Origin of the sequence: Actinosynnema sp. NPDC059335, from assembly GCF_042752395.1 — a bacterium.
Taxonomy (GTDB): Bacteria; Actinomycetota; Actinomycetes; order Mycobacteriales; family Pseudonocardiaceae; genus Actinosynnema.
Map to the genome: position 1 here is coordinate 1 of NZ_JBHYXZ010000144.1, position 19,134 is coordinate 19,134.

At 74.5% G+C, this 19,134-nt stretch carries 17 protein-coding genes; 9 read left to right on the forward strand and 8 right to left on the reverse strand.

Annotated features, from left to right (window positions below):
- Positions 1-86 precede the first annotated feature (86 nt).
- Both ACFXGA_RS32070 and ACFXGA_RS32075 read right to left on the reverse strand, forming a co-directional pair.
- Positions 87-500, reverse strand: a complete 414-nt coding sequence (locus tag ACFXGA_RS32070) for a low molecular weight phosphatase family protein (protein WP_378094431.1) — start codon at positions 498-500, stop codon at positions 87-89.
- Entirely contained in the window at positions 497-1,237 is a 741-nt protein-coding gene (locus tag ACFXGA_RS32075) for a helix-turn-helix domain-containing protein (RefSeq protein ID WP_378094433.1), read from the reverse strand. Before ACFXGA_RS32075 ends, ACFXGA_RS32070 begins: the two co-directional genes overlap by 4 nt.
- Positions 1,238-1,398: 161 nt before the next feature.
- On the opposite strand from ACFXGA_RS32075, the gene ACFXGA_RS32080 reads away from it, so the two are divergent.
- The 4 genes from ACFXGA_RS32080 to ACFXGA_RS32095 all read left to right on the forward strand — a co-directional run bounded on the left by ACFXGA_RS32080 (position 1,399) and on the right by ACFXGA_RS32095 (position 8,493).
- Positions 1,399-3,360 (forward strand): FAD/NAD(P)-binding protein, encoded by a 1,962-nt coding sequence (locus ACFXGA_RS32080; RefSeq protein ID WP_378094435.1) that lies wholly within the window; start codon positions 1,399-1,401, stop codon positions 3,358-3,360.
- Positions 3,361-3,371: 11 nt separating this feature from the next.
- Complete coding sequence (gene pcaB, locus ACFXGA_RS32085) at positions 3,372-4,727, forward strand: 3-carboxy-cis,cis-muconate cycloisomerase (protein WP_378094437.1); 1,356 nt, start codon at positions 3,372-3,374, stop codon at positions 4,725-4,727.
- Positions 4,728-5,024: 297 nt separating this feature from the next.
- On the forward strand, positions 5,025-7,385 hold the full coding sequence (locus ACFXGA_RS32090; protein WP_378094439.1) for an ATP-binding protein: 2,361 nt from the start codon (positions 5,025-5,027) through the stop codon (positions 7,383-7,385).
- Complete coding sequence (locus tag ACFXGA_RS32095) at positions 7,378-8,493, forward strand: AAA family ATPase (RefSeq protein ID WP_378094441.1); 1,116 nt, start codon at positions 7,378-7,380, stop codon at positions 8,491-8,493. The genes ACFXGA_RS32090 and ACFXGA_RS32095 overlap by 8 nt, the downstream gene beginning before the upstream one ends.
- 73 nt (positions 8,494-8,566) lie before the next feature.
- On the opposite strand, the gene ACFXGA_RS32100 is transcribed toward ACFXGA_RS32095, so the two are convergent.
- Positions 8,567-8,989, reverse strand: coding sequence for a PRC-barrel domain containing protein (locus tag ACFXGA_RS32100; protein WP_378094443.1), 423 nt, complete (start codon positions 8,987-8,989; stop codon positions 8,567-8,569).
- A gap of 236 nt (positions 8,990-9,225) precedes the next feature.
- On the opposite strand from ACFXGA_RS32100, the gene ACFXGA_RS32105 reads away from it, so the two are divergent.
- Positions 9,226-9,759 (forward strand): OsmC family protein, encoded by a 534-nt coding sequence (locus ACFXGA_RS32105; protein ID WP_378094445.1) that lies wholly within the window; start codon positions 9,226-9,228, stop codon positions 9,757-9,759.
- 133 nt (positions 9,760-9,892) lie between these two features.
- Here the strand turns inward: ACFXGA_RS32105 and ACFXGA_RS32110 are convergent, their stop codons facing one another.
- The 3 genes from ACFXGA_RS32110 to ACFXGA_RS32120 form a co-directional block, all read right to left on the reverse strand.
- Positions 9,893-10,147 carry a hypothetical protein gene (locus tag ACFXGA_RS32110; RefSeq protein WP_378094447.1) on the reverse strand — a complete coding sequence of 85 codons (255 nt, stop codon included), beginning with the start codon at positions 10,145-10,147 and terminating at the stop codon, positions 9,893-9,895.
- 136 nt (positions 10,148-10,283) lie between these two features.
- Positions 10,284-11,753: an MFS transporter gene (locus ACFXGA_RS32115; protein WP_378094449.1), complete on the reverse strand. Its 1,470-nt coding sequence runs from the start codon at positions 11,751-11,753 to the stop codon at positions 10,284-10,286.
- A 52-nt stretch (positions 11,754-11,805) separates the two neighbouring features.
- Positions 11,806-12,702, reverse strand: coding sequence for an ABC transporter substrate-binding protein (locus ACFXGA_RS32120; protein WP_378094451.1), 897 nt, complete (start codon positions 12,700-12,702; stop codon positions 11,806-11,808).
- 189 nt (positions 12,703-12,891) lie between these two features.
- Here ACFXGA_RS32120 and ACFXGA_RS32125 point away from each other — a divergent pair, with 189 nt between their 5' ends.
- From ACFXGA_RS32125 to ACFXGA_RS32140, 4 genes are read left to right on the forward strand one after another with little or no spacing between them, the layout of a single operon-like run.
- Positions 12,892-14,517, forward strand: coding sequence for an ABC transporter substrate-binding protein (locus tag ACFXGA_RS32125; protein ID WP_378094453.1), 1,626 nt, complete (start codon positions 12,892-12,894; stop codon positions 14,515-14,517).
- A 52-nt stretch (positions 14,518-14,569) separates the two neighbouring features.
- Positions 14,570-15,586: an ABC transporter permease gene (locus tag ACFXGA_RS32130; RefSeq protein ID WP_378094455.1), complete on the forward strand. Its 1,017-nt coding sequence runs from the start codon at positions 14,570-14,572 to the stop codon at positions 15,584-15,586.
- Positions 15,583-16,458 carry an ABC transporter permease gene (locus ACFXGA_RS32135; RefSeq protein ID WP_378094457.1) on the forward strand — a complete coding sequence of 292 codons (876 nt, stop codon included), beginning with the start codon at positions 15,583-15,585 and terminating at the stop codon, positions 16,456-16,458. Before ACFXGA_RS32130 ends, ACFXGA_RS32135 begins: the two co-directional genes overlap by 4 nt.
- Positions 16,455-18,074 carry an ABC transporter ATP-binding protein gene (locus tag ACFXGA_RS32140; RefSeq protein WP_378094459.1) on the forward strand — a complete coding sequence of 540 codons (1,620 nt, stop codon included), beginning with the start codon at positions 16,455-16,457 and terminating at the stop codon, positions 18,072-18,074. Before ACFXGA_RS32135 ends, ACFXGA_RS32140 begins: the two co-directional genes overlap by 4 nt.
- On the opposite strand, the gene ACFXGA_RS32145 is transcribed toward ACFXGA_RS32140, so the two are convergent.
- The gene (locus tag ACFXGA_RS32145; protein ID WP_378094461.1) at positions 18,071-18,508 is read right to left on the reverse strand and encodes a hypothetical protein; all 438 of its coding nucleotides are present in this window, start codon (positions 18,506-18,508) and stop codon (positions 18,071-18,073) included. The two genes, ACFXGA_RS32140 and ACFXGA_RS32145, sit on opposite strands and share 4 nt — an antisense overlap.
- A gap of 93 nt (positions 18,509-18,601) precedes the next feature.
- The gene (locus ACFXGA_RS32150; RefSeq protein WP_378094463.1) at positions 18,602-18,955 is read right to left on the reverse strand and encodes a transposase; all 354 of its coding nucleotides are present in this window, start codon (positions 18,953-18,955) and stop codon (positions 18,602-18,604) included.
- Positions 18,956-19,134: the final 179 nt, after the last annotated feature.

The following is a 19,134-nucleotide window of genomic DNA, read 5'->3' on the forward strand; positions in this document are numbered from 1 at the left end:
GCCCCGGTGACGGTCACACCACCGCCACCGGGGCACCGCGGCTGCCGTCGAGAACCGAGAACCGCGACAGGGGACGGCAGTAGGCGTCAGGCGGGCCGGTCGAGCAGTTCGGCCAGCAGGCCGCGGACGCGGCGGTCGATGTCGTCGCGGATCGGGCGGACCGCGTCCACCCCCTGGCCGGCCGGGTCTTCGAGGTCCCAGTCGAGGTAGCGCTTGCCGGGGAAGACCGGGCACGTGTCGCCGCAACCCATGGTGACGACGACGTCGGAGACCTCGACGTCCTCGGTGGTCAGCTTGGACGGGACCGCGTTGCCGATGTCCAGACCCCACTCGGCCAGCGCCGCGGCGGCGGCCGGGTTGACCTCGGCGGCGGGCGCGGACCCCGCGGAACGGACCGTGACGCGACCCAGCGCGTGGTGCCGGAGCAGGGCGGCCGCCATCTGCGAGCGGCCGGCGTTGTGGACGCAGACGAACAGGACTTCGGGCTTGGCGCGGTTCACCGTGCTCGTCCTCCGGTCATGGGCGTGGTGGTTCCCCGGCGATCGCCTTCACGACGACCCCGGAGCGGGTGCACGGCCGCCGCCAGGCGGTCGACGCGGTCGGCGAGGTCGCGGTAGGCGGCGTCGAAGGCGTCCGGCGTGCCGACGGCGGCCGGGTCGGGCACGGACCAGTGCAGCCGGTCGTCGTGGTCGGCGAGTTCCTCGTGGGCGTTGTCGCACACCGCGACGACCAGGTCGTCCGGCCGCAGCACCTCGTCCAGGTGGCGGGGACGGGCGCGGGTGAGCGACAGGCCGTGCGACCTGGCGGCGGCGACGGCCAACGGGTGCACGCGCTCGGCCGGTCGGGTGCCGGCACTGGCGGCGGGCACCGCGCTGCGCCGCTGCCACAGCGCGGCAGCCAGCGGCGAGCGCGCCGAGTTCCGGCTGCACACGAACACCACGCGCGGCGCCTGCCGGCGTCCGCCGGGCACGAGGTCGGCCAGTGCCGAGGTGCGCAGCCGCAGGTAGGTGCGCCGGTGGTCGCCCTCCGACCGGGACCGCTCCACGATCCCGGCCTGCTCCAGCAGCTTGACGTGGTGCGCGAGGAGGTTGCTGGGCAGGCCGAGCCGGCGGCCGACCTCGCCCGGCGAGGCGTCGCCGAGCACGAGCAGTTCGACCACCGCGAGCCGGGCGGGCTCCCCGAGGGCCGCGTGCACGCGGGCGCGGGCCACCGTCCGGGCAGACCAGTCAGCGTTCATTGACTCAATGGTGCTTGACCCGATCGGGATCGGTCAACCCTGCCGTCATCCGCGCGCAACGTGCGGGCGGCGGGGCGACGGCGCGTGGTCGGGAGCACGTCGAGTGGTCGCTTCGTGGTTCCGTGCTCCGTCGCCGACCGCTGCCCCAGCACACTTCGGCGATGAGCGGTCCAACGCACGTCCCGCGCCCGAGCGAGCCCGGGGATCCCGGCGACGCCCGCGGCATCTGCCTGGTGGGGATCGGCCCGCGCGGCCTGTCGGTGCTCGAACGGCTCTGCGCCAACGCCCGGGAGGCCCCGCACCGGACCGTGCGCGTGCACCTGGTCGACCCCCGGCTGGGCGTCGGCGGGCAGGTGTGGCGGTCGGACCAGTCCCGGCACCTGCTGATGAACACCGTCGCCTCGCAGGTCACCGTGTTCGTCGACGACAGCGTCGACTGCGCGGGCCCGGTCGTGCCCGGACCGAGCCTGCACGAGTGGGCGCGTTCGGTCGCCGCCTCGGCCGCGTTCCCCGACTGGGTGCGCCGCGAGGCGCTCGCCCTCGGCCCGGACTCGTACCCGACGCGGGCGTTCTACGGCCACTACCTGGACTGGACGCTGCGGCACCTGGTCGAGCACGCCCCGGCCAACCTGGTCATCACGCGGCACCCGCACCGGGCGACGGACCTCCTCGACGCCGACGACGGCCGGCAAACGGTCGTCCTCGCCAACGGTGACCGGCTCACCGGCCTGGACTCCGTCGTCCTCGCCCTCGGCCACCTCGGCACCACGCCGACCCCCGCACAGCGGCGATTGCAGGACCTCGCCGCCCGTGACGGGCTGCGCTACTACCCGCCGCACAGCCCCGCCGACGTCGACCTGGACGCCGTCCCGGGCGGCGAGCCCGTCATCCTGCGCGGCCTGGGCCTGAACTTCTTCGACCACATGGCGCTGCTGACCGCCGGCCGCGGCGGCGTGTTCCGCCACGACCGGGACGGGCGGCTGCGCTACGAGCCCTCCGGCGGCGAACCGCACCTGATCGCCGGCTCGCGCCGCGGCGTGCCCTACCACGCGCGCGGCGAGAACCAGAAGGGCGCGTCGGGCCGGCACACCCCGCTGTTCCTGACACCGCGGCGCATCGAGGCCCTGCGCGCGGCCGGCCCCCTGGACTTCCGCGCCGACGTCTGGCCGTGGGTCGACCGGGAGGTCCGCGCCGTCTACTACGCCACCACCGTGGTCAACCGGTCCGGTGAAGCCGAGGGGGCACGCTTCCTGCGCGAGTTCCGCGACCTGGCCGAGACCGCGCCGACGGACCGGGCGGAGGACGGGCTCCTGCGCCGGTTCGGGCTCGGCTCGACGCCGCGCTGGGACTGGGACTCCGTCGCCACCCCGTGCCGCACCCGGTTCTCCGGACCGGCGGAGTTCCGGGACTGGCTGTTGTCCTACCTCGACACCGACATCCGCGAGGCGCGCCGGGGCAACGTGCGCGGCCCGCTCAAGGCCGCGCTGGACGTCCTGCGCGACCTGCGCAACGAGGTCCGGCTCCTGGTCGACCACGGCGGCCTCACCGGCGACTCCTACCGCGACGACCTGGACCACTGGTTCACGCCGCTCAACGCGTTCCTGTCCATCGGCCCGCCTGTCCAACGCGTCGAGCAGGCCGTGGCGCTGATCGAGGCCGGGGTCCTCACGGTCGTCGGCGCCGGGATGGTCGTGGAGCACCGCGACGACGGCCGGGGCTTCCTGGCCCGCAGCCCGCTCGTGCCGGGAGCCGAGTACCGGGCCCGCACGCTCATCGAGGCCCGGCTGCCCGACGTGGACGCCCGGCGCACCGCGGACCCCCTGCTGACCCGCCTGCTCGCCCGCGGCGACTGCGCCCTCAACCGCATCCCGAACCGCACCACCGGGTGGTACGAGACCGGCGGCATCGCCGTCACCCCGCGCCCCTACGCCCTGCTCGACGCGCGCGGACGGCCGCACCCGCGGCGCTTCGCGTTCGGCGTGCCCACCGAGACCGTGCACTGGGCCACCGCCGCCGGCGTGAGACCCGGTGTCAACTCGGTCATCCTGGGCGACGCCGACGCGGTGGCCCGCGAATGCCTGCACCCGAGCGCCGCCGCGGTGCCCGAACCCGCCACGGCCTGAAAGGACCCGCCATGCACTCCGACCGCGGCCTGCTCTCACCGGGCTGGGCCGACACCGGGATCGACGACCTGCTGGACGACCGCGCCTGGCTGACCGCCATGATCAGGGTCGAAGAGGCCCTGGCCCGCGCGCAGGCCCGGATCGGCATGGTCCCGCCCGCCACGGCCGCGGCGCTCGCCCGGGTCGACGCCGACGCGTTCGACTGGCCCGGCCTCGTCGCCGGGGTCCGCGAGACCGGCAACCCGACCGTCGGCTTCGTCGCCCAGCTGACCGGGATCGTCGCCGGGATCGACCCGGAGGCCGCGGACTTCGTCCACCGCGGCAGCACCAGCCAGGACATCCTCGACACCGCCACCATGCTCGTCTGCCGCGCCGTGCTCGACCGCGTGCTCGGCGACCTGCGGCGGACCGCCGACGCGGTGGCCGGCCTCGCCCGCGAGCACCGCGACACGCCCATGGCCGGCCGCACCCTGACCCAGCACGCCGTGCCGATCACCTTCGGGCTCAAGGCCGCGGGCTGGCTGAACGCCGTCCTCGACGCCGTCGACCGCCTCGACCACCTGCGTGCGCACGGCCTGCCCGTGTCGCTGGGCGGGGCCGCCGGCACGCTGGCCGCCTACCAGGAGTTCACCGAGGCCGACGTCCTCGTCCTGGTCGACCACGTCGCCGCCGACCTGGGGCTCACCGCGCCGCTGATCCCCTGGCACGGCGCCCGGCTGCCGGTGGTCGACGTGGCCAACGCGCTGGGCCTGGTCACCGGCACGCTGGGCAAGCTCGCGGCCGACGTGGAGGTCCTGACCCGCACCGAGATCGGCGAACTGGCCGAGCCCTCGGCGCCGGGGCGCGGCGCCTCCTCGGCGATGCCGCAGAAGCGCAACCCCGTCTACACCACCGCCGTGCTCACCGCCGCCCGTCAGGTGCCGGCGCTGGTCTCCGTGCTGCACCAGTGCATGGTCGTGCCCGACGAGCGCTCCGCGGGCGGCTGGCACGCGGAGTGGCAACCGCTGCGCGAGGCCCTGCGCCTCGCCGCCGGCGCGGCCCGCAACGCCGCGGACCTGGCGTGCGGCCTGGTCGTGTTCCCGGACAGGATGCGGGAGAACCTCGCCCTCACCGGCGGCGCGATCGTCGCGGAACGACTCGGCGCGGCGCTGACCCCGCTGCTGGGCAAGGTCGCGGCGAAGCGCCTCATGACCGAGGTCACCGCCACCACCGGCGACGTCGCCGACGTCCTGGTGCGCCGGCTGCGCGCGCTGGGGCACGACGGCGACCCGGCGCGGTGGCGGGAGCTGTGCGACCCGACCGGCTACCCGGGCGCGTCCGCCCGCCTGGTGGACCGGGTCCTGGACCGCCACCGCGCCGGCCGGTGACGGCGTGCCGCGCCGGCCCGGTCGGGTGGCCGCCCGCCCGGTCCACGCTGCCGATCGGTCGCGTCGCCTGTCCGGGCGCGATGCCGTCCGGTCGCACGCCTGTCCGGTCGCACGCCTGTCCGGTCGCACGCCCGTCCGGTCGCGCCGTCCGTCCGGCCCGGTCGCACGCCGGGCACGTCGCGCGTCCGATTCCGTTGCCGTGCTGTGGCTTTCCCGTCCTGTCGGTGACGATCGCGTTCGGGCAGGCTGGGGCTTCTCCCCGTCCACCGCCGACGACATCCGGGAGGGGCGCGACCGATGACCGACGACACGGGCAACGTGATCGAAGGCGGCGTCTTCTTCGCCGGCGTGGTCCAGGGCCGCGACATCGTCGTCACCCTGCCGCCGGAGATCCCGCCCGCGCTGGCCGGGCTGCCGCGCGCCTCCCCGTCGTTCACCGGCCGCGCCCGGGAGTTGGCCGTCCTGCTCGACCTGCTGGGGCGCGACGCCGCGAACCCGGTGCTGGTCGGCGCGGTGGGCGGCCTGGGCGGGATCGGCAAGACCGAACTGGCGACGCAGGCGGCCCGGCAGGCGGTGGCCTCCGGGCGGTTCCCCGGCGGGGTGCTGTTCGTCGACATGCTCGGCTACGACCCGGAACCGCTCAACCGGCTGACCGCGGGCCGGGCGCTCGGCGGTTTCCTGCGGGCGATGGGCGTCCCGGACGACCACGTCCCCGCCGCGACCGAGGACCGGTCCCGGCTGTTCCGGTCGCTGCTGGCCGCCTGCGCCGAGCGCGGCCGGCGCGTGCTGGTGGTCATCGACAACGTCTCGGACCGCCGGCAGGTGCTGCCCCTGCTGGCCACCGACGGCGCCACCGCGACCATCGTCACGTCCCGCGAGGCCCTGGCGGGGCTGGACGCCCGGCAGCTCCACCTCGAACCCCTGCCGCGCGACGAGGCGGTCGACCTGCTGCGCCGGGCGTTGGCCCTCCGCCACGCCGGTGACACCCGGATCGACGACGACCCCGACGCCGCCGTCGCGCTGACCGGGCTGTGCGCGGGTCTGCCGCTGGCGCTGCAGATCGTCGCCGCGCTGCTGGCGGAGCACCCGGCCCGGCCGGTGGCGGCGATGGTCGGCGACCTGTCCGACGTCACGACCCGGTTGGACGAGATCGCCCACCCGGGCCGCGCCGTGGCGGCCGCGTTCGACCTGTCCTACCACCGGCTGGCCCCGGACGTCGCGCGCGCCTTCCGGCTGCTGTCGGTCAACCCCGGCCCGGACCTGTCGACGCCCGCCGCGGCCGCGCTGACCGACTCCTCCGCCGACGCGGCACGGCGGGGGCTGGAGGTGCTGGCGCGGGCGCACCTCGTAGACCCCGGCGCGGTGTACGGGCGGTGGCGGATGCACGACCTGGTCCGGCTGCACGCGTCGCGGCACGGGGAGCGCGAGGCGGTCGCCGACGGGCGCGACCTCGCGTTCACCAGGCTGCTCGACCACTACCTCGGCACCGCCCGCGCGGCGAACGCGCACCTGGACGCGAAGGTCGCCGACCCGGCGGCGCACGGTTTCCCCGACCGGGCGACGGCTTTGGACCGGCTGGACGCCGAGTACCTCAACCTGGTCGCGGCGACCCACGCGGCCGCCCCCGGCCACGCCGCGGTCGCCCGGGACCTCCCCCTGGCCCTGTGGGACTTCCTCTTGCTGCGCCGCCACTTCGGCGACTGGGTCGGGCTGGCCGGCGTCGCGGTGACCGCCGCGCGGACCCTCGGCGACCGGCGGGCGGAGGCCAGGGCGTCGACCGATCTCGGGATCGCGCACGCCGAACTGGGGCACTTCGAGGAAGCCCTGGACGCGCTGCGGGCCGCCGAGCGGATCTACCGGGGGATCGGCGACCTCGGCGGGGCGGGCATCGCGCTCAACAACCTGGGCAACGTGCTGCGCTACCTGCGGCGCTTCGACGAGGTGGTGGCCACGACGGAGGCCGCGCTGGAGATCGCGCGCCGGGCCGGTGACCGCCGCGCCGAGGCGCTGGCGCTGATCAGCCTGGGCCTCGGGCTGGCCGAGGTGCGCCGGTTCGCGGACGCCGTCGAGGCGCACCGCCGCGGTGAGCGGATCTACCACGGGTTGGGCGACCGGCGCGGCCGCGCGATCGCGCTCACCAACCTCGGCATCGCGTTGCAGGAGGTCGGCCGGCCGGCGGAGGCCGTCGACGCGCACGAGGAGGCCATCGCGCTGTTCCGGGCCGTGGACGAGCGGCACGGCGAGGCCAGCGCTTACAACAACCTGGGCCTCGCGCTGCGCGACGCCGACCGCGTCGGGGACGCCATCACGGCGCACGAGACGGCGATCGGGATGTTCCGCGACCTGGGGGACCGCGAGGGCGAGGGGCGCGGCTACGACAACCTCGGCCTCGCCCTCCAGGCCGCAGGGCGGTTCACCGAGGCGGTCGTCGCGCACCGGCGGGATCTGGCGATCTGCCGCGAGACGGGGGACCGGTACGGCGAAGGCGTCGCGTTGACGAACCTGGGGCTCGCGCTCGCCGGCGGTGGCGACCTCGCGGAGGCCGCGGACCACCACCGGGCGGCCGTCGCGGTGTTCCGGGAGATCGGTGACGAGCACGGCGAGCGCAGCGCCCTCGACAACCTGGAGGAGGCGTTGTCCGGAGGCGGCGATGGCTGACCGGGTCGAGAACACGATCAGCGGCGGCCTGTTCTTCGCCGCGGTCGTCCAGGGCCGCGACATCACGGTCACCCTGCCGCCGCGGATCACGCCCGCGTTGTCCGGGCTGCCGCCGGCCTCGACCGCCTTCGTGGGCCGCGACCAGGAGGTCGCCGCGCTCACGGAAGTCCTGGAACCGGGCCGGACGGCCCGCGTGGCGGCCGTGACCGGGATGGCGGGCGTGGGCAAGACCGAGTTGGCCGCGCAGGTCACGCACCTCGCCGTCAGCCGAGGGTGGTTCCCCGGCGGGGTGTTCTTCGTGGACCTCGGCGGACAGCGCTCCGGCCCGGCCGGGCACGACGCCGCGCACCGGGTGACCGGGGCGTTCCTGCGCGCCGCCGGCGTCCCGGACCGTCACGTGCCCGCCGAAGGCCACGAACGCGTGCGGCTGTACCGGTCGGTGCTGGCCGCCTACGCCGCTGATGGACGCCGGGTGCTGCTGGTGATCGACGACGCGGGGGAGGGGGAGGTGGCGCGGTCGCTGCTCCCCTCCGACGACGACACCGCGGTACTCGTGACGGCCCGCAACACGGTGGCCGACCTGGACGCGGTGCTGGTGCGGCTCGGCCCGCTGGACCGGTGGCGGGCGGTGGACCTGCTGCACCGCGGGCTGACGGCGCTCGACCCCGACGACACCAGGATCGCCACCGATCCCGCCGCGGCGGCGGTGGTCGCGGACCTGTGCGACGGCCTGCCGCTGGCGTTGCGGATCGTCGTCGCCCTGCTCGCCGAGAACCCCGCCCGCACGCCGGCCGCCCTGGCCGCCGAACTGGCCGATCCCGCGACCCGGCTGCACGACCTCGCCTGCGGCGACCTCTCGGTGTCGGCCGCGCTGGACCGGTCGTGCGCCGACCTGGACCCGGTCCAGCTCCGGCTCTACCGGGTGCTGCCGGGCACGCCGGAGGTCACCGCGGCCGAGGCCGCCGCGCGGCTGGGGCTGCCGGAGCCGACGGCCCGCCGGGCGCTGGCGGCGCTGGCGCGGGCGTGCCTGATCGAGCCGGTGGCCGACGACGGGGACCGGTGGCGGGTGCCCGAACTCGTGCGCCTGCACGCCGGCGCACCGCCGTGAGGCGGGACGGCGTCCCCGACGGAGGCGCCCTCGGCCCGTGCGCGGACCGAGGGCGCCCGTGGGCGGATCACCGTCACATCATCGGGGGAATGGCGCGGTAGTTCTCGGTGTAGTAGTCACCGGTGCGCCGGCGGTAGTCCTCGTGGTCGGTGTCGGAGGGGTCGTACTCCGGCGCGTTCTTGATCTGCTCCTTGGTGCGGTCCACGTAGACCTTGCGCTCGTCGTGGTCCACCCGCGCCACGGTGCCGACCGGCAGGACGACCTTGCGGCCGAAGATCCACGGGCCGGTGTCCACCATGATGCAGTCGGCGGGCACCTGCGCGTTGTCCTCGTCGATCTTGCCGATGCCGCCGTCGGTGGCCTCCACCTCGTAGCCGATCAGGCCGGTGTCGGGCCGCTGTCCGGTGCCCGCGGTGTCACGCCCGGCGTCCGTGTCGGCGCCGGGAAGCCACGACGGGTCACGCCACGCCCAGGGGACGAACGGAAACGGGTGCATCTCGACCTCCGGTGTCTCGGTGGTTCACCTTCGGGTTACCCCCGATCGTGGTTCCGGACACCCGTGACCGGGAGGTGCTCCGATCCCGACCCCGTGGCGGTGCTCCGCCGCGGACCGGTCGCTACCACAGTCGCCCGTGCCCGTCACGGTCTCCCACGATCCGGCACGGGGCGCGCGGACGGCCGGGAAGCGGCACTCTGACGGGCGTTCGTGGTGACCGAGCCGGGAGATCAGCGATGACCGTGGAAGTGCAGCACCCGTTGAACGACGTCGACATCCAGTCGGTGGGCAACCTCGTCGCGGCGGTCCGGGAGGACGCCGCCAAGGCGAAGACCACCTGGGCCGCGCACGTGACGTGGAAGGGCGGGTTCCAGTCGGAGGCGCGGGTGCGCGGGTTCGACCCGGTGCGGTCGGACGAGCCGCCGGCGCTGGGCGGCACGGACACCGCGCCGAACCCCGTCGAGCAGCTCCTGGGCGCGCTGGGCAACTGCCTCGCCGTGGGGTACGCGGCGAACGCCACGGTGGCCGGGATCCGGATCGACAACCTGACCATCGACCTGAAGGGCGACATCGACCTCCACGTCTTCCTCGGACTCGCCGAAGGCCACGCGGGCTTCGACACCATCACCGCCAAGGTCCGGATCGAGTCCGACGCCCCGCGCGAGGACATCGAGGCGTTGCACGCGAAGGTCACCGCCTCCTCCCCGGTGGGCCACACGCTGGGCAGCGCCGTCCCGCTGACCGTCGACCTGACCCACACGGCCGGCTGAATCCCCGTAACACCAAGGGAACGCGGCAAGGACATCGCCGGACCGGTGATCCACACCGCACACCCGCGGCGTGGCGCGGAGTGCCGACAGGACCGCGGCCGACGTCGAGGCGGTCGGGTGGTCGTGCCGCCGATCACCCGCCGCCTCGGCGCAACCACCGGTACAGCAACCACAGCACCAGGGCGACCGGCGAGAGCATCGCCGTGAGCAGGATCCCCGCGATCACGCCGTAGCCGTGCGGGTCGGACGACAACCCGGTGGCGCCGAGCAGCACCACGCCGACGAGCACGACGATCACGGCGACGACGCAGAGGAACACGGCGAACGTGATGCGGCTCAACGCGATCCGCAGCGCGCTCCTGCGGGCGGTGCGATCCGATACGTCCATGTTCGACTCCGCGGTGGCTCTGGCCCGTCGTCACCCGCGGTGCCCGCCGGTTCCCTGCGTCGAAGTTACCCGGCTTCGGGATCGCCCGTCGCGGGTTCGCGCTCCGACTCCTCACCGGCGGCGGATGGTGTCACCGTCACCGCGCTCGGGCGTCGAGGAGCGCTCGCGGCGTATCCCGCCGGGAGCGGCGCAGGTCCAGGAGGACCACGGCGAGGGCCGCGCCCAGGAACGCGCAGGCGACCGCGGTGGCCCGGTCGAGCGCGTCGAGGTGCAGCGGGGCCGGGGCGTCGGTCAGCGTGAAGCCGGCCCCGTAGACGGTCGAGTAGTACGCCATCGACGCCGTCGCGACGCCCACGCTGTTGCTGATGCGCTGGCCGAGCTGCCCGATCGCGCTCGCCGCGCTGCCCTGCGCGGCCGGGACGTCCATCAGCGTCATCGAGTGGTTGGGGGAGACCACCAGGCCGCCTCCCAGGCCCTGCACGAGTTGCAGCAGCGGGATCCCGACCAGCACGGCCGCCGTGGGCAGGTCGCCGTGCAGCAGCGCCAGCGTGCCCAGCGTGGCGGCGAGCACCAGCAGCATCCCCGTCCCGGTCAGCACCCGGCCGAGTCGGGCCACGTGCCGGCCGCCCAGCCAGGACCCCAGCACGGACGTGGCCGACGACGGCAGCACCACCAGCCCGGCGACGAACGGGGACACGTCGCGGGCCTCCTGGAGGTACAGGGTCAGCGCCAGGGCGACGCCCGGTCCCGAGGCGAACCACGTCAGGGACACCAGCACGCCGTTGCGGAAGGACGCGACGCGCAGCAGCGCCGGGTCGATCACGCCGGAACGCCCGGCCGCGACGCGTCGGCGGCTGCGCGCCACGAACAGCGCCGCCAGCCCGGTCGCCGGGACGAGGGCGAGCCACCGGGCGTCCACGTCGTCGGGGCGGCCGGTGGTGAAGATGAACGGCGTCAGCAGCGCGACCAGGGCGAGGCCGCCGAGCGCCAACCCGGTCACGTCGACGTCCGGCCGGCGTCGGCCGCCCTGGTCCCGGCCGACGGCGGGCAGCAGCACGTGCGCGGCGACGAGGAGCGCCACGCCCACCGGCACGTTCATCATGAACACGCCCCGCCAGCCCAGCAGCGGCGTGGTGACGAGCAGGCCGCCCAGGCTCGGGCCGAGCGCGGTCGCCAGGCCGACGCACATGCCGTAGACGCCGAACGCCCGGCCGCGCTCCGCGGCGGGGAAGAGTTGTTGGACGATGCCCATCACCTGCGGCATGAGCAGCCCGGCGGCGACGCCGAGCAGCGCGCGGCCCACGACGACGACACCGGCCGTGGGCGCGACGGCGCACAGCACGCTCGCGGCGAGGTAGAGGTAGGCGCCGGCGTAGGTGAGCGCCAACCGCCGGCCCGCGTCGCCGACCCGCCCCGCGGGCACCAGCGTGACGGCGAAGCAGAACACGTAGGCGGCCTGGATCAGCTGGATGCCCGCGGGACCGGGGCGCAGGGCGCGTTCGATCGACGGGACGGCGAGGGACACCTTGTGGATGTCCAGCAGGAGGAAGCCGGCGGTGGCGCCGCACAGCAGCAGCACGGCCCGGCGGTTCACGGTGGTGGGCATGGCGGGACCGCGGGGACGGCGGCGCGACCGGCGCCGCCGTCCGGCCGGGGCCTCAGGCCTCCTGGAGGATCTTGGTGGTGTCGACGAGCCGGCCGAAGTCGTTGTCCGAGTCGATCAGGCCCCAGCTGGCCACCCAGTCCAGCGTCCGGTTGAAGTGGTCCTCCGGGTACGGGCCGGGGTGGACGTAGCGCAGCCGGCCGAGCTTGAAGTCCTCCGGCGCGAGTTCCGCGACCGGCGCCGCCTGCGCGATGAAGTGCTTGAGGTAGGGCCGGATGTCCTCGTGGATCCGGTCCACGCCCCGCGTGACCGCTCGGTTGATCTTCGTGAACGTGTCGGCGTCGAGCGAGTCGTTGGCGATCTCCGCGCCGTAGTAGTGGGCCTCGGCGAGCACCTTGTAGCCCTGCTTCTCGGCCACCGTGATCCACGGCTCCATCACCGCGACGGCGTCGATGTCCCCGTCGCGCAACGCCTCGAAGCGCTCCTTGCCCTTGATGCCGACGAGCTTGATGTCGGCCCGCGCGAGGAAGCCCTCCAACGTCTGGAGCACCAGGTAGTGCGAACCGTGGTGGAAGTTGACGCCGACCCGCACGCCGGCCAGGTCGCCGGGGACGTGGTACGGGGAATCGGGGCGGACGATGATCGCCTGGCTGGCGACCGCGGCCCGGCGGGCCACGACCTTGCCGTTGACCTGGCTGTCCTGGGAGCGGCGCAGCTGGCCCCACTCGCAGGCGTTGTACAGCTGCGACGCGCCCGCCTCGAACAGCTTGAAGCTGCTGAAGGACGACACCCGGCGCGGGTCCTCGATGAACCGCAGGCCGGTCTCGTCGGCGGGGCGGTTGCGGATGAGCTCGACGTCGAGCCCTTCGTCGGTGAAGTAGCCCTCCTCCTCCGCCACGTAGTACGGCAGGTAGAAGACGGCGCTGGTCGCCTCGATCTTGATCTTTGACACGCGGGGCTCCTCGCGGACGCACAGTAGAAGTTCTACGACGGATGCGGCTACACCGTACGGTCACCGCCCCTGTCTCCAGTAGAAGTTTCATATAGCGAGACGCTATCTACTACGGGCTCTAACGCGCCTAACGTTCTGCCTCACGTGCCACCGGCGCACGTGAGCCAGAGACGAGAGTGAGTCCCCACGATGAAGCGCCATCCCCACGACGTGACCGGGCGCGTCCGGCCACCCCGACGTGCCACGGCCGCGCTGGTCCTCCTGACGGCGGCCGGCCTCGTGCTCTCCGGGTGCGCCGCCGGCGCCGCCGGCGGCACCGGGAACGCGAGCGACACGCCCGTCAGGGGCGGCGTGCTGAAGTACCGGGCGGCCGGCGGCGGCAAGTCGCTCGACCCCGCCACGACCACCGGCTACGGCCTGGCCGTCCCGCTGCGCGGCCTGGTCGACTCGCTGGTGTTCAACAACGAGGACGGCACGTTCGCGCCCTGGCTGGCCACCGGGTGGGAGGTCAACGACAACGCCACCCGGTACGCGTTCACGCTGCGCGAGGACGTCACCTTCAGCAACGGCGAGAAGCTCGACGCCGCCGCGGTCAAGCGCAGCTACCAGGCGCTGCGCGACGGCGGCGCCAAGTACGCCGTGGCCAACCAGTGGATCGGCGCGCTCAAGGAGATCACCACGCCCGACCCCCGCACCGTGGTGTTCGACCTGGCCAAGCCGAACTCGTCGTTCCTGCAGGCCGCGTCCAGCACGGTGCTGGGCATCGTCGCGCCGGCCACCGCCGCGCTGCCGTTCGAGAAGCGCCAGGAAGGGCTCGGCATCATCGGCTCCGGCCCGTTCGTGGCCACCGAGAGCCGCGGCGAGGAGGGCTACACCCTGTCCCGCCGCGAGGACTACGCCTGGCCGCCGGAGCCCGCGAAGAACCGGGGACCCGCCTACCTGGACAAGATCGAGGTCCGCCACATCCAGGACAACAGCATCGCCGCGGCCGAGCTGCGCTCCGGCGGCCTGGACCTGCTGCACAACACCGAACCCGCGGACAAGACGGAGTTTGCGGCCGGCCGGGAGATCACCATCCGCCGCCAACCGCTGCCCGGCTCCGCGCTGGGGTTCGCGGCCAACACCGAGGTACCCGGCCTGGACGACGTGAACGTCCGGCGGGCGCTCTCGCTCGCCGTCGACCGGGACGCCGTGCTCAAGCGCGCCTCGGCGATCGACATCGCCCCGAAGGGCGCCTACACCGCGAGCAACCCGTACTTCGCCGACCAGTCCGACAAGATCAGGACCGACGTCGCCGAGGCGAAGCGGCTGCTCGACGCGGCCGGCTGGCGGCCCGGCCCGGACGGGGTCCGCGCGAAGGACGGCGCACGCCTCTCGTTCTCCCTCGTCTACAGCCCGTCGACGATCTCGCACGAGCCGAACATCGCCGTGGTCCAGTCGCAGTGGAAGGCCATCGGCGTCGAGCTGGCGTTCGGCAGCCTCACCCAGGCCGAGCTGAACCAACGCCTCCAGTCCGGCGACTACTCGTTCTCCTGGGGCTCGGGCACCCGACCCGACGCCGACGTGCTGCGCTCCACCTACGGCGGCCTGGACGAGGAGCTGGACCGGACCTTCGCCCAGATCCTGGCCGAACCGGACATCGCCAAGCGCAAGGCGCTGGCCGCGCAGGCGTCCGCGATCGTCCTGGACAAGGCCTACTACATCCCGCTCTACGACTTCATCCAGCCGCTGGCCTACCGCAACAGCACGCACCTGCCGCTGCTGGAGGCCACCCACATCCCGTGGCTGGGCGACGCCTGGATCGACCAGCCGTGACCCGGACCGGGGGCCGTCCACGGCGGCCCCCGGCTTCCGTTGGGAGCCGACGATGAGCCACTCCACCCCACCCACTCCCGCCGCCCGCGGCCTGGCCCGCGTCGTGGCGGCCAAGCTGGCGCGCGCCGCCGCGGTGATCCTCGCGGCCTACTCCGCCTCGTTCTTCCTGCTGTTCGTGCTGCCCGGCGACGCCGTGCTGGCCCGCATCGGCACCACCGACACCCTCGGCTCGGCCGACGTGGCCGACCTCGACCTGGACCTGCTCCGCCAGGAGGTCGGCCTGTCCGACAGCCTGTGGGCGCAGTACGCCGACGGCGTGACCGGTCTGCTGCGCGGCGACCTCGGCCGGTCGCTGGTCACCGAGCAGCCGGTGACCCACCTGCTGGCCGAGGTGCTGCCGAACACCGTCACCCTGGCCGCGGTGTCGCTGGCCGCGTCGGTGCCGCTGGGCTTCCTCCTCGCCGTGCTGGCGGTCAACCCGCGCTCGCGTGCCGTCCGCTCGCTGGCGTCGCTGATCCCCTCCGCGTACGTGAGCCTGCCGGTGTTCTGGGTCGGCATCCTGTTCGTCTACTTCTTCTCCATCACGCTGGGCTGGTTCCCCTCCAACGGCAGCCGGGGCGCGGCCTCGCTGGTGCTGCCCGCGGCCGTCCTGGCGCTGCTCGGCGCGGCCCAGTTCGCCCAGGTGCTGATCAGCGGCCTGCGCGCGGAACTGGGCGCCACGTACGCGGCGGTCACCGCGCCCGCCAAGGGCGCCGGCCGGTTCCACACCCTCTACCGGCACTGCCTGCGCAACGCGTCCTTCCCGTTCCTGGCGGTCTTCGGGCTGCGGGTCGGGCAGCTCCTCGGCGGCACCGTGGTGGTGGAGGTGGTGTTCTCCCGCGTCGGGCTCGGCCGGCTGATGGTCGACTCGGTCAAGGCGGTCGACCTGACCGTCGTGCTCGGCCTGGTCGTGGTGCTGGCCGCGGCCTACGTCGTCGTCAACGCCCTGGTCGACATCGGCTACGTCCTGCTCGACCCACGTCTGCGCCGCCGTGCGGCGAGCGCCGCCACCGCGGAGGTCCGGGCGTGACCGACACCCTCGCCACCACCGTCGCCCACCCCGCGCCCGCGACCGGGGGCGCGCCCGGCGCGGGCCGCGGCCGTCGCCGCCGGCGCGTCCGCGAACTGCACGTCCACCTGGCGCTCGTCGCCGCGCTGGTCCTGGTCGCGCTCTTCCCCGGGCTCGTGACGTGGCACGACCCGTACGAGCTGGACGGCCTGCCGTTCACCGCGCCGAACGGCGACTTCTGGTTCGGCACCGACGAGATCGGCCGGGACCTGTTCTCCCGCGTCGTGCACGGCCTGCGGATCTCGCTGTTCTCCTCGCTGCTGGCGGTGGCCGTGGCGCTGGTCGTCGGCGCGGTGGTCGGCGTGCTGTCCGGACTGCGCCCCGGAGGGCTGCTCGACCGCGTGCTCGGCGTGCTGACCGAGGCCGTCATGGCCATCCCCGGCGTGCTGCTGGCGCTGGCGGTGATCACCACCTACGGGCGCGGGGCGTTCGTCGCGGCGGTCGCCATCGGCGTCGGCGAGGCGACCGGCTTCGCCCGGCTGATCCGCGGCTGCGTGATCCGCGCCGGCACGCTCGCCTACGTCGAGGCGGCCCGCACGTGCGGCGCCGGGCCACTGCGGGTGATCACCCGGCACGTCGTCCCGAGCATCCACCACCAGGTGCTGTCCTACACCGCGCTGCACTTCGGCCTGGCGATGCTCGCCATCGGCTCCCTCAGCTACCTCGGGTTCGGCGAGGCCCCGCCGTCGGCGGAGTGGGGCGTGCTCATCGCCGGCGGCCAGAAGTACCTGGCGCACGCCTGGTGGGTCGCCATCATCCCCGGCCTGGCGCTCACCGCCGTGGTCGTGCTGCTCAGCCGCCTCGCCTACCTGCTCCAGGAGGACCACGCATGACACCGCTCGTCAGGGTCGCCGATCTCACGGTCGCCTACCGCCGCCGGCACGGCGACGCCGAGGACACCGCGCTGGCGGCCGTGTCCCTGGACATCCCGCGCGGTCAGGTGACCGCGGTGATCGGCGAGTCCGGTTCCGGCAAGAGCACGCTCGCGCACGCGGTCGTGCGGCTGCTCCCGCCCAACGGGCACATCGCGGCCGGCCGCGTCGAGTTCGCCGGCGAGGACGTGCTGTCGCGCGGCGACGAGGAGTTCCGCCCGCTGCGCGGCCGGCACATCGGCTTCGTGCCGCAGGACCCGGTCGCCTCGCTCAACCCCACCAAGACGATCGGCGCGCAGCTGCGCGAGGCGTTCCGGCTCGCCCGCTCGCCGTTGTCGCCAGGCGAGGTCGAGGACCGGATCCGGCAGGACCTGGCGGACGTGGGGTTCGCCGACCCCGAGGCCCTGCTGGCCCGCTACCCGCACGAGCTGTCCGGCGGCATGCGCCAGCGCGTGCTGGTCACCATCGCGTTCTCGCAACGCCCGGAGCTGGTCATCGCCGACGAACCCACGAGCGCGCTGGACGTGCTGGTCGGGCAGGAGGTGCTGCGCGCCATCCACGCCGCCCGCGCCCGCCACGACACCACGGTCGTGCTCATCACCCACGACCTCGTGCTGGCCAGCCGCAACGCGCAGTCCGTGGTGGTGCTGGAACGCGGCGCCGTGGTGGAGTCCGGCCCCGTCGCCGAGGTCTTCACCCGGCCCCGCCACGCCTACACGAAGGCGCTGCTGGCCAGTTCCACGCGGGTGGCGCAGGGGAGGGTGCTCGGCATCGCCGAGGCCCACCTGCGCCGGGCCGAACGCGCCGCCCCCGCCACGCCGCCCGGACCGCCGGTGATCGAGCTGGTCTCCGTGTCCAAGCGGTTCGGCACCGCCCGGCGCGGCACGCAGGCCGTGGACGACGTGTCCCTCACCGTGCCGCGCGGCACGACGTTCGCGCTGGTGGGGGAGTCGGGGTCGGGCAAGACCACCACCGGCAGGCTGATCCTCGGCCTGGAGCGACCCGACCGGGGGACCGTCCGCGTGCTGGGCCGCGACGTGCCGGGCCTGCGCCGCGCCGGGCTGCGCGCCCTGCGCCGGGACATGCAGGTCGTGTACCAGAGCCCGTTCGAGTCGCTGAACCCCCGGCTGTCGCTGCGCGCCATCATCGCCGAACCCCTGGACGCCTACCGGGTCGGCGACCGCCGGGAACGCGACGCCCGGGTCCGGGAACTGCTGGAGCTGGTCCGCCTGCCGCAGTCCTACCTGGACCGCAAGCCGCGCGAGCTGTCCGGCGGCCAGCGGCAGCGGGTGGCGATCGCCAGGGCGCTGGCCCTGCGGCCGGAACTGCTGGTCCTGGACGAGCCGGTGTCCGCGCTGGACGCCACCGTGCAGGCCCGGGTGCTGGACCTGCTCACCGAACTCCAGCGGGAGCTGGGCCTGACCTACTTCCTCGTGACGCACGACCTCGCCGTGGTGGCCGACATCGCGCAGCACGTCGCGGTGATGCGCGCCGGCCGGGTGGTGGAGCACGGCCCGACGTCGGACGTCGTCCTCACCCCGCGCGACGACTACACCCGCGCGCTGCTCGCGGTCTAGGCGGTCGCCCCGACGACCGCCTGGATGTCCACGTCCAGCACCGTCGACACGGCGGGCAGCACGCGGCACCCGGCGCGGTACTGCTCCAGCAGCAGGTCCACCTCCGGCTCGGCCAACCCGTCGACCACCACCTCGACCAGCACCCGGCCGACCTTGAGCCGGTTCGGCGTGTAGCGCGAGGTCCGCGCGCGGACGTGCACCGCCCGCGTGCCCGGGTTGTCCGCGTCGGGGTCGCCGTCGGCCCGCAGCACGTTGAGCAGGTTGACCACCAGCGCCGAGACCAGCAGGTCCAGCGGGCCGGGCGCCCGGCCCGGCCCGCCCGTGGCGACCGACCCGTCCGCGAGCAGCTCGAACGAGGGCCCCTGCACCGCGAACCGGCCCCGGACGTCCGTGGTGCAGCCGGTGATGGCGCTGATGTAGTCGTATCCGCTCATCTGCTCTCCAACAAGCGCGAAGTGGCGCGTCCAGTGTGCGTCACCCGAGCGAGCGGAACAGCGGCGTACCGCCATCTGGACACTGTGGACGGGTCAGCGCTTGGCCAACTCGGCGGCGAAGATCGCGGACGCCTTCTTCAGCACGTCGATCTCCTCCTGCATGGCCCCGATCCGCTCGTGCGCCGACTCCAGCTCGGCCTCCAGCTCGGCGATGCGGGCGAGCAGCCGCTCCCGCGGCGCCTGCCGGAGCCGGGCGGCCTCGCCGGCGCTGAACATGCCGTCGTCGAGCCGCTTCACCCAGATCCGCAGGGACTGCTCGCCGACCTCGAACTCCTCGGCCACCTCGCGCAGGATCGACCGGTTGCCGGGCTCGGCCTGGCGGCGCTCGACAACCCGGCGGACAGCGGCGGCGCGCACCTCGTCGCTGTACTTCCGCTCGAACGCCATGGCCGCCCTTCCGTCAACACCGTCTCGACACAGCGTAACGAGTGGCGCCGCCTCCCGGACCACGACGGGCGGTGTCGCGGGGGGGGCCGCTCGCCCGGCCGGGGCGCCCCGCCCCGCGGGGGGGGGGGCGCGCGGCCGGGCCCCAGCGGCCCCCCCCGCGCGGCCGGGGGGGGCCCACC

Bases quoted from the DNA above. Each gene is read 5' to 3' on its own strand.
- ACFXGA_RS32075 (WP_378094433.1), bottom strand. From the start codon at position 1,237: ATGAACGCTGACTGGTCTGCCCGGACGGTGGCCCGCGCCCGCGTGCAC.
- ACFXGA_RS32080 (WP_378094435.1), top strand. From the start codon at position 1,399: ATGAGCGGTCCAACGCACGTCCCGCGCCCGAGCGAGCCCGGGGATCCC.
- pcaB (WP_378094437.1), top strand. From the start codon at position 3,372: ATGCACTCCGACCGCGGCCTGCTCTCACCGGGCTGGGCCGACACCGGG.
- ACFXGA_RS32090 (WP_378094439.1), top strand. From the start codon at position 5,025: ATGACCGACGACACGGGCAACGTGATCGAAGGCGGCGTCTTCTTCGCC.
- ACFXGA_RS32095 (WP_378094441.1), top strand. From the start codon at position 7,378: ATGGCTGACCGGGTCGAGAACACGATCAGCGGCGGCCTGTTCTTCGCC.
- ACFXGA_RS32100 (WP_378094443.1), bottom strand. From the start codon at position 8,989: ATGCACCCGTTTCCGTTCGTCCCCTGGGCGTGGCGTGACCCGTCGTGG.
- ACFXGA_RS32105 (WP_378094445.1), top strand. From the start codon at position 9,226: ATGACCGTGGAAGTGCAGCACCCGTTGAACGACGTCGACATCCAGTCG.
- ACFXGA_RS32110 (WP_378094447.1), bottom strand. From the start codon at position 10,147: ATGGACGTATCGGATCGCACCGCCCGCAGGAGCGCGCTGCGGATCGCG.
- ACFXGA_RS32115 (WP_378094449.1), bottom strand. From the start codon at position 11,753: ATGCCCACCACCGTGAACCGCCGGGCCGTGCTGCTGCTGTGCGGCGCC.
- ACFXGA_RS32125 (WP_378094453.1), top strand. From the start codon at position 12,892: ATGAAGCGCCATCCCCACGACGTGACCGGGCGCGTCCGGCCACCCCGA.
- ACFXGA_RS32130 (WP_378094455.1), top strand. From the start codon at position 14,570: ATGAGCCACTCCACCCCACCCACTCCCGCCGCCCGCGGCCTGGCCCGC.
- ACFXGA_RS32140 (WP_378094459.1), top strand. From the start codon at position 16,455: ATGACACCGCTCGTCAGGGTCGCCGATCTCACGGTCGCCTACCGCCGC.
- ACFXGA_RS32145 (WP_378094461.1), bottom strand. From the start codon at position 18,508: ATGAGCGGATACGACTACATCAGCGCCATCACCGGCTGCACCACGGAC.
- ACFXGA_RS32150 (WP_378094463.1), bottom strand. From the start codon at position 18,955: ATGGCGTTCGAGCGGAAGTACAGCGACGAGGTGCGCGCCGCCGCTGTC.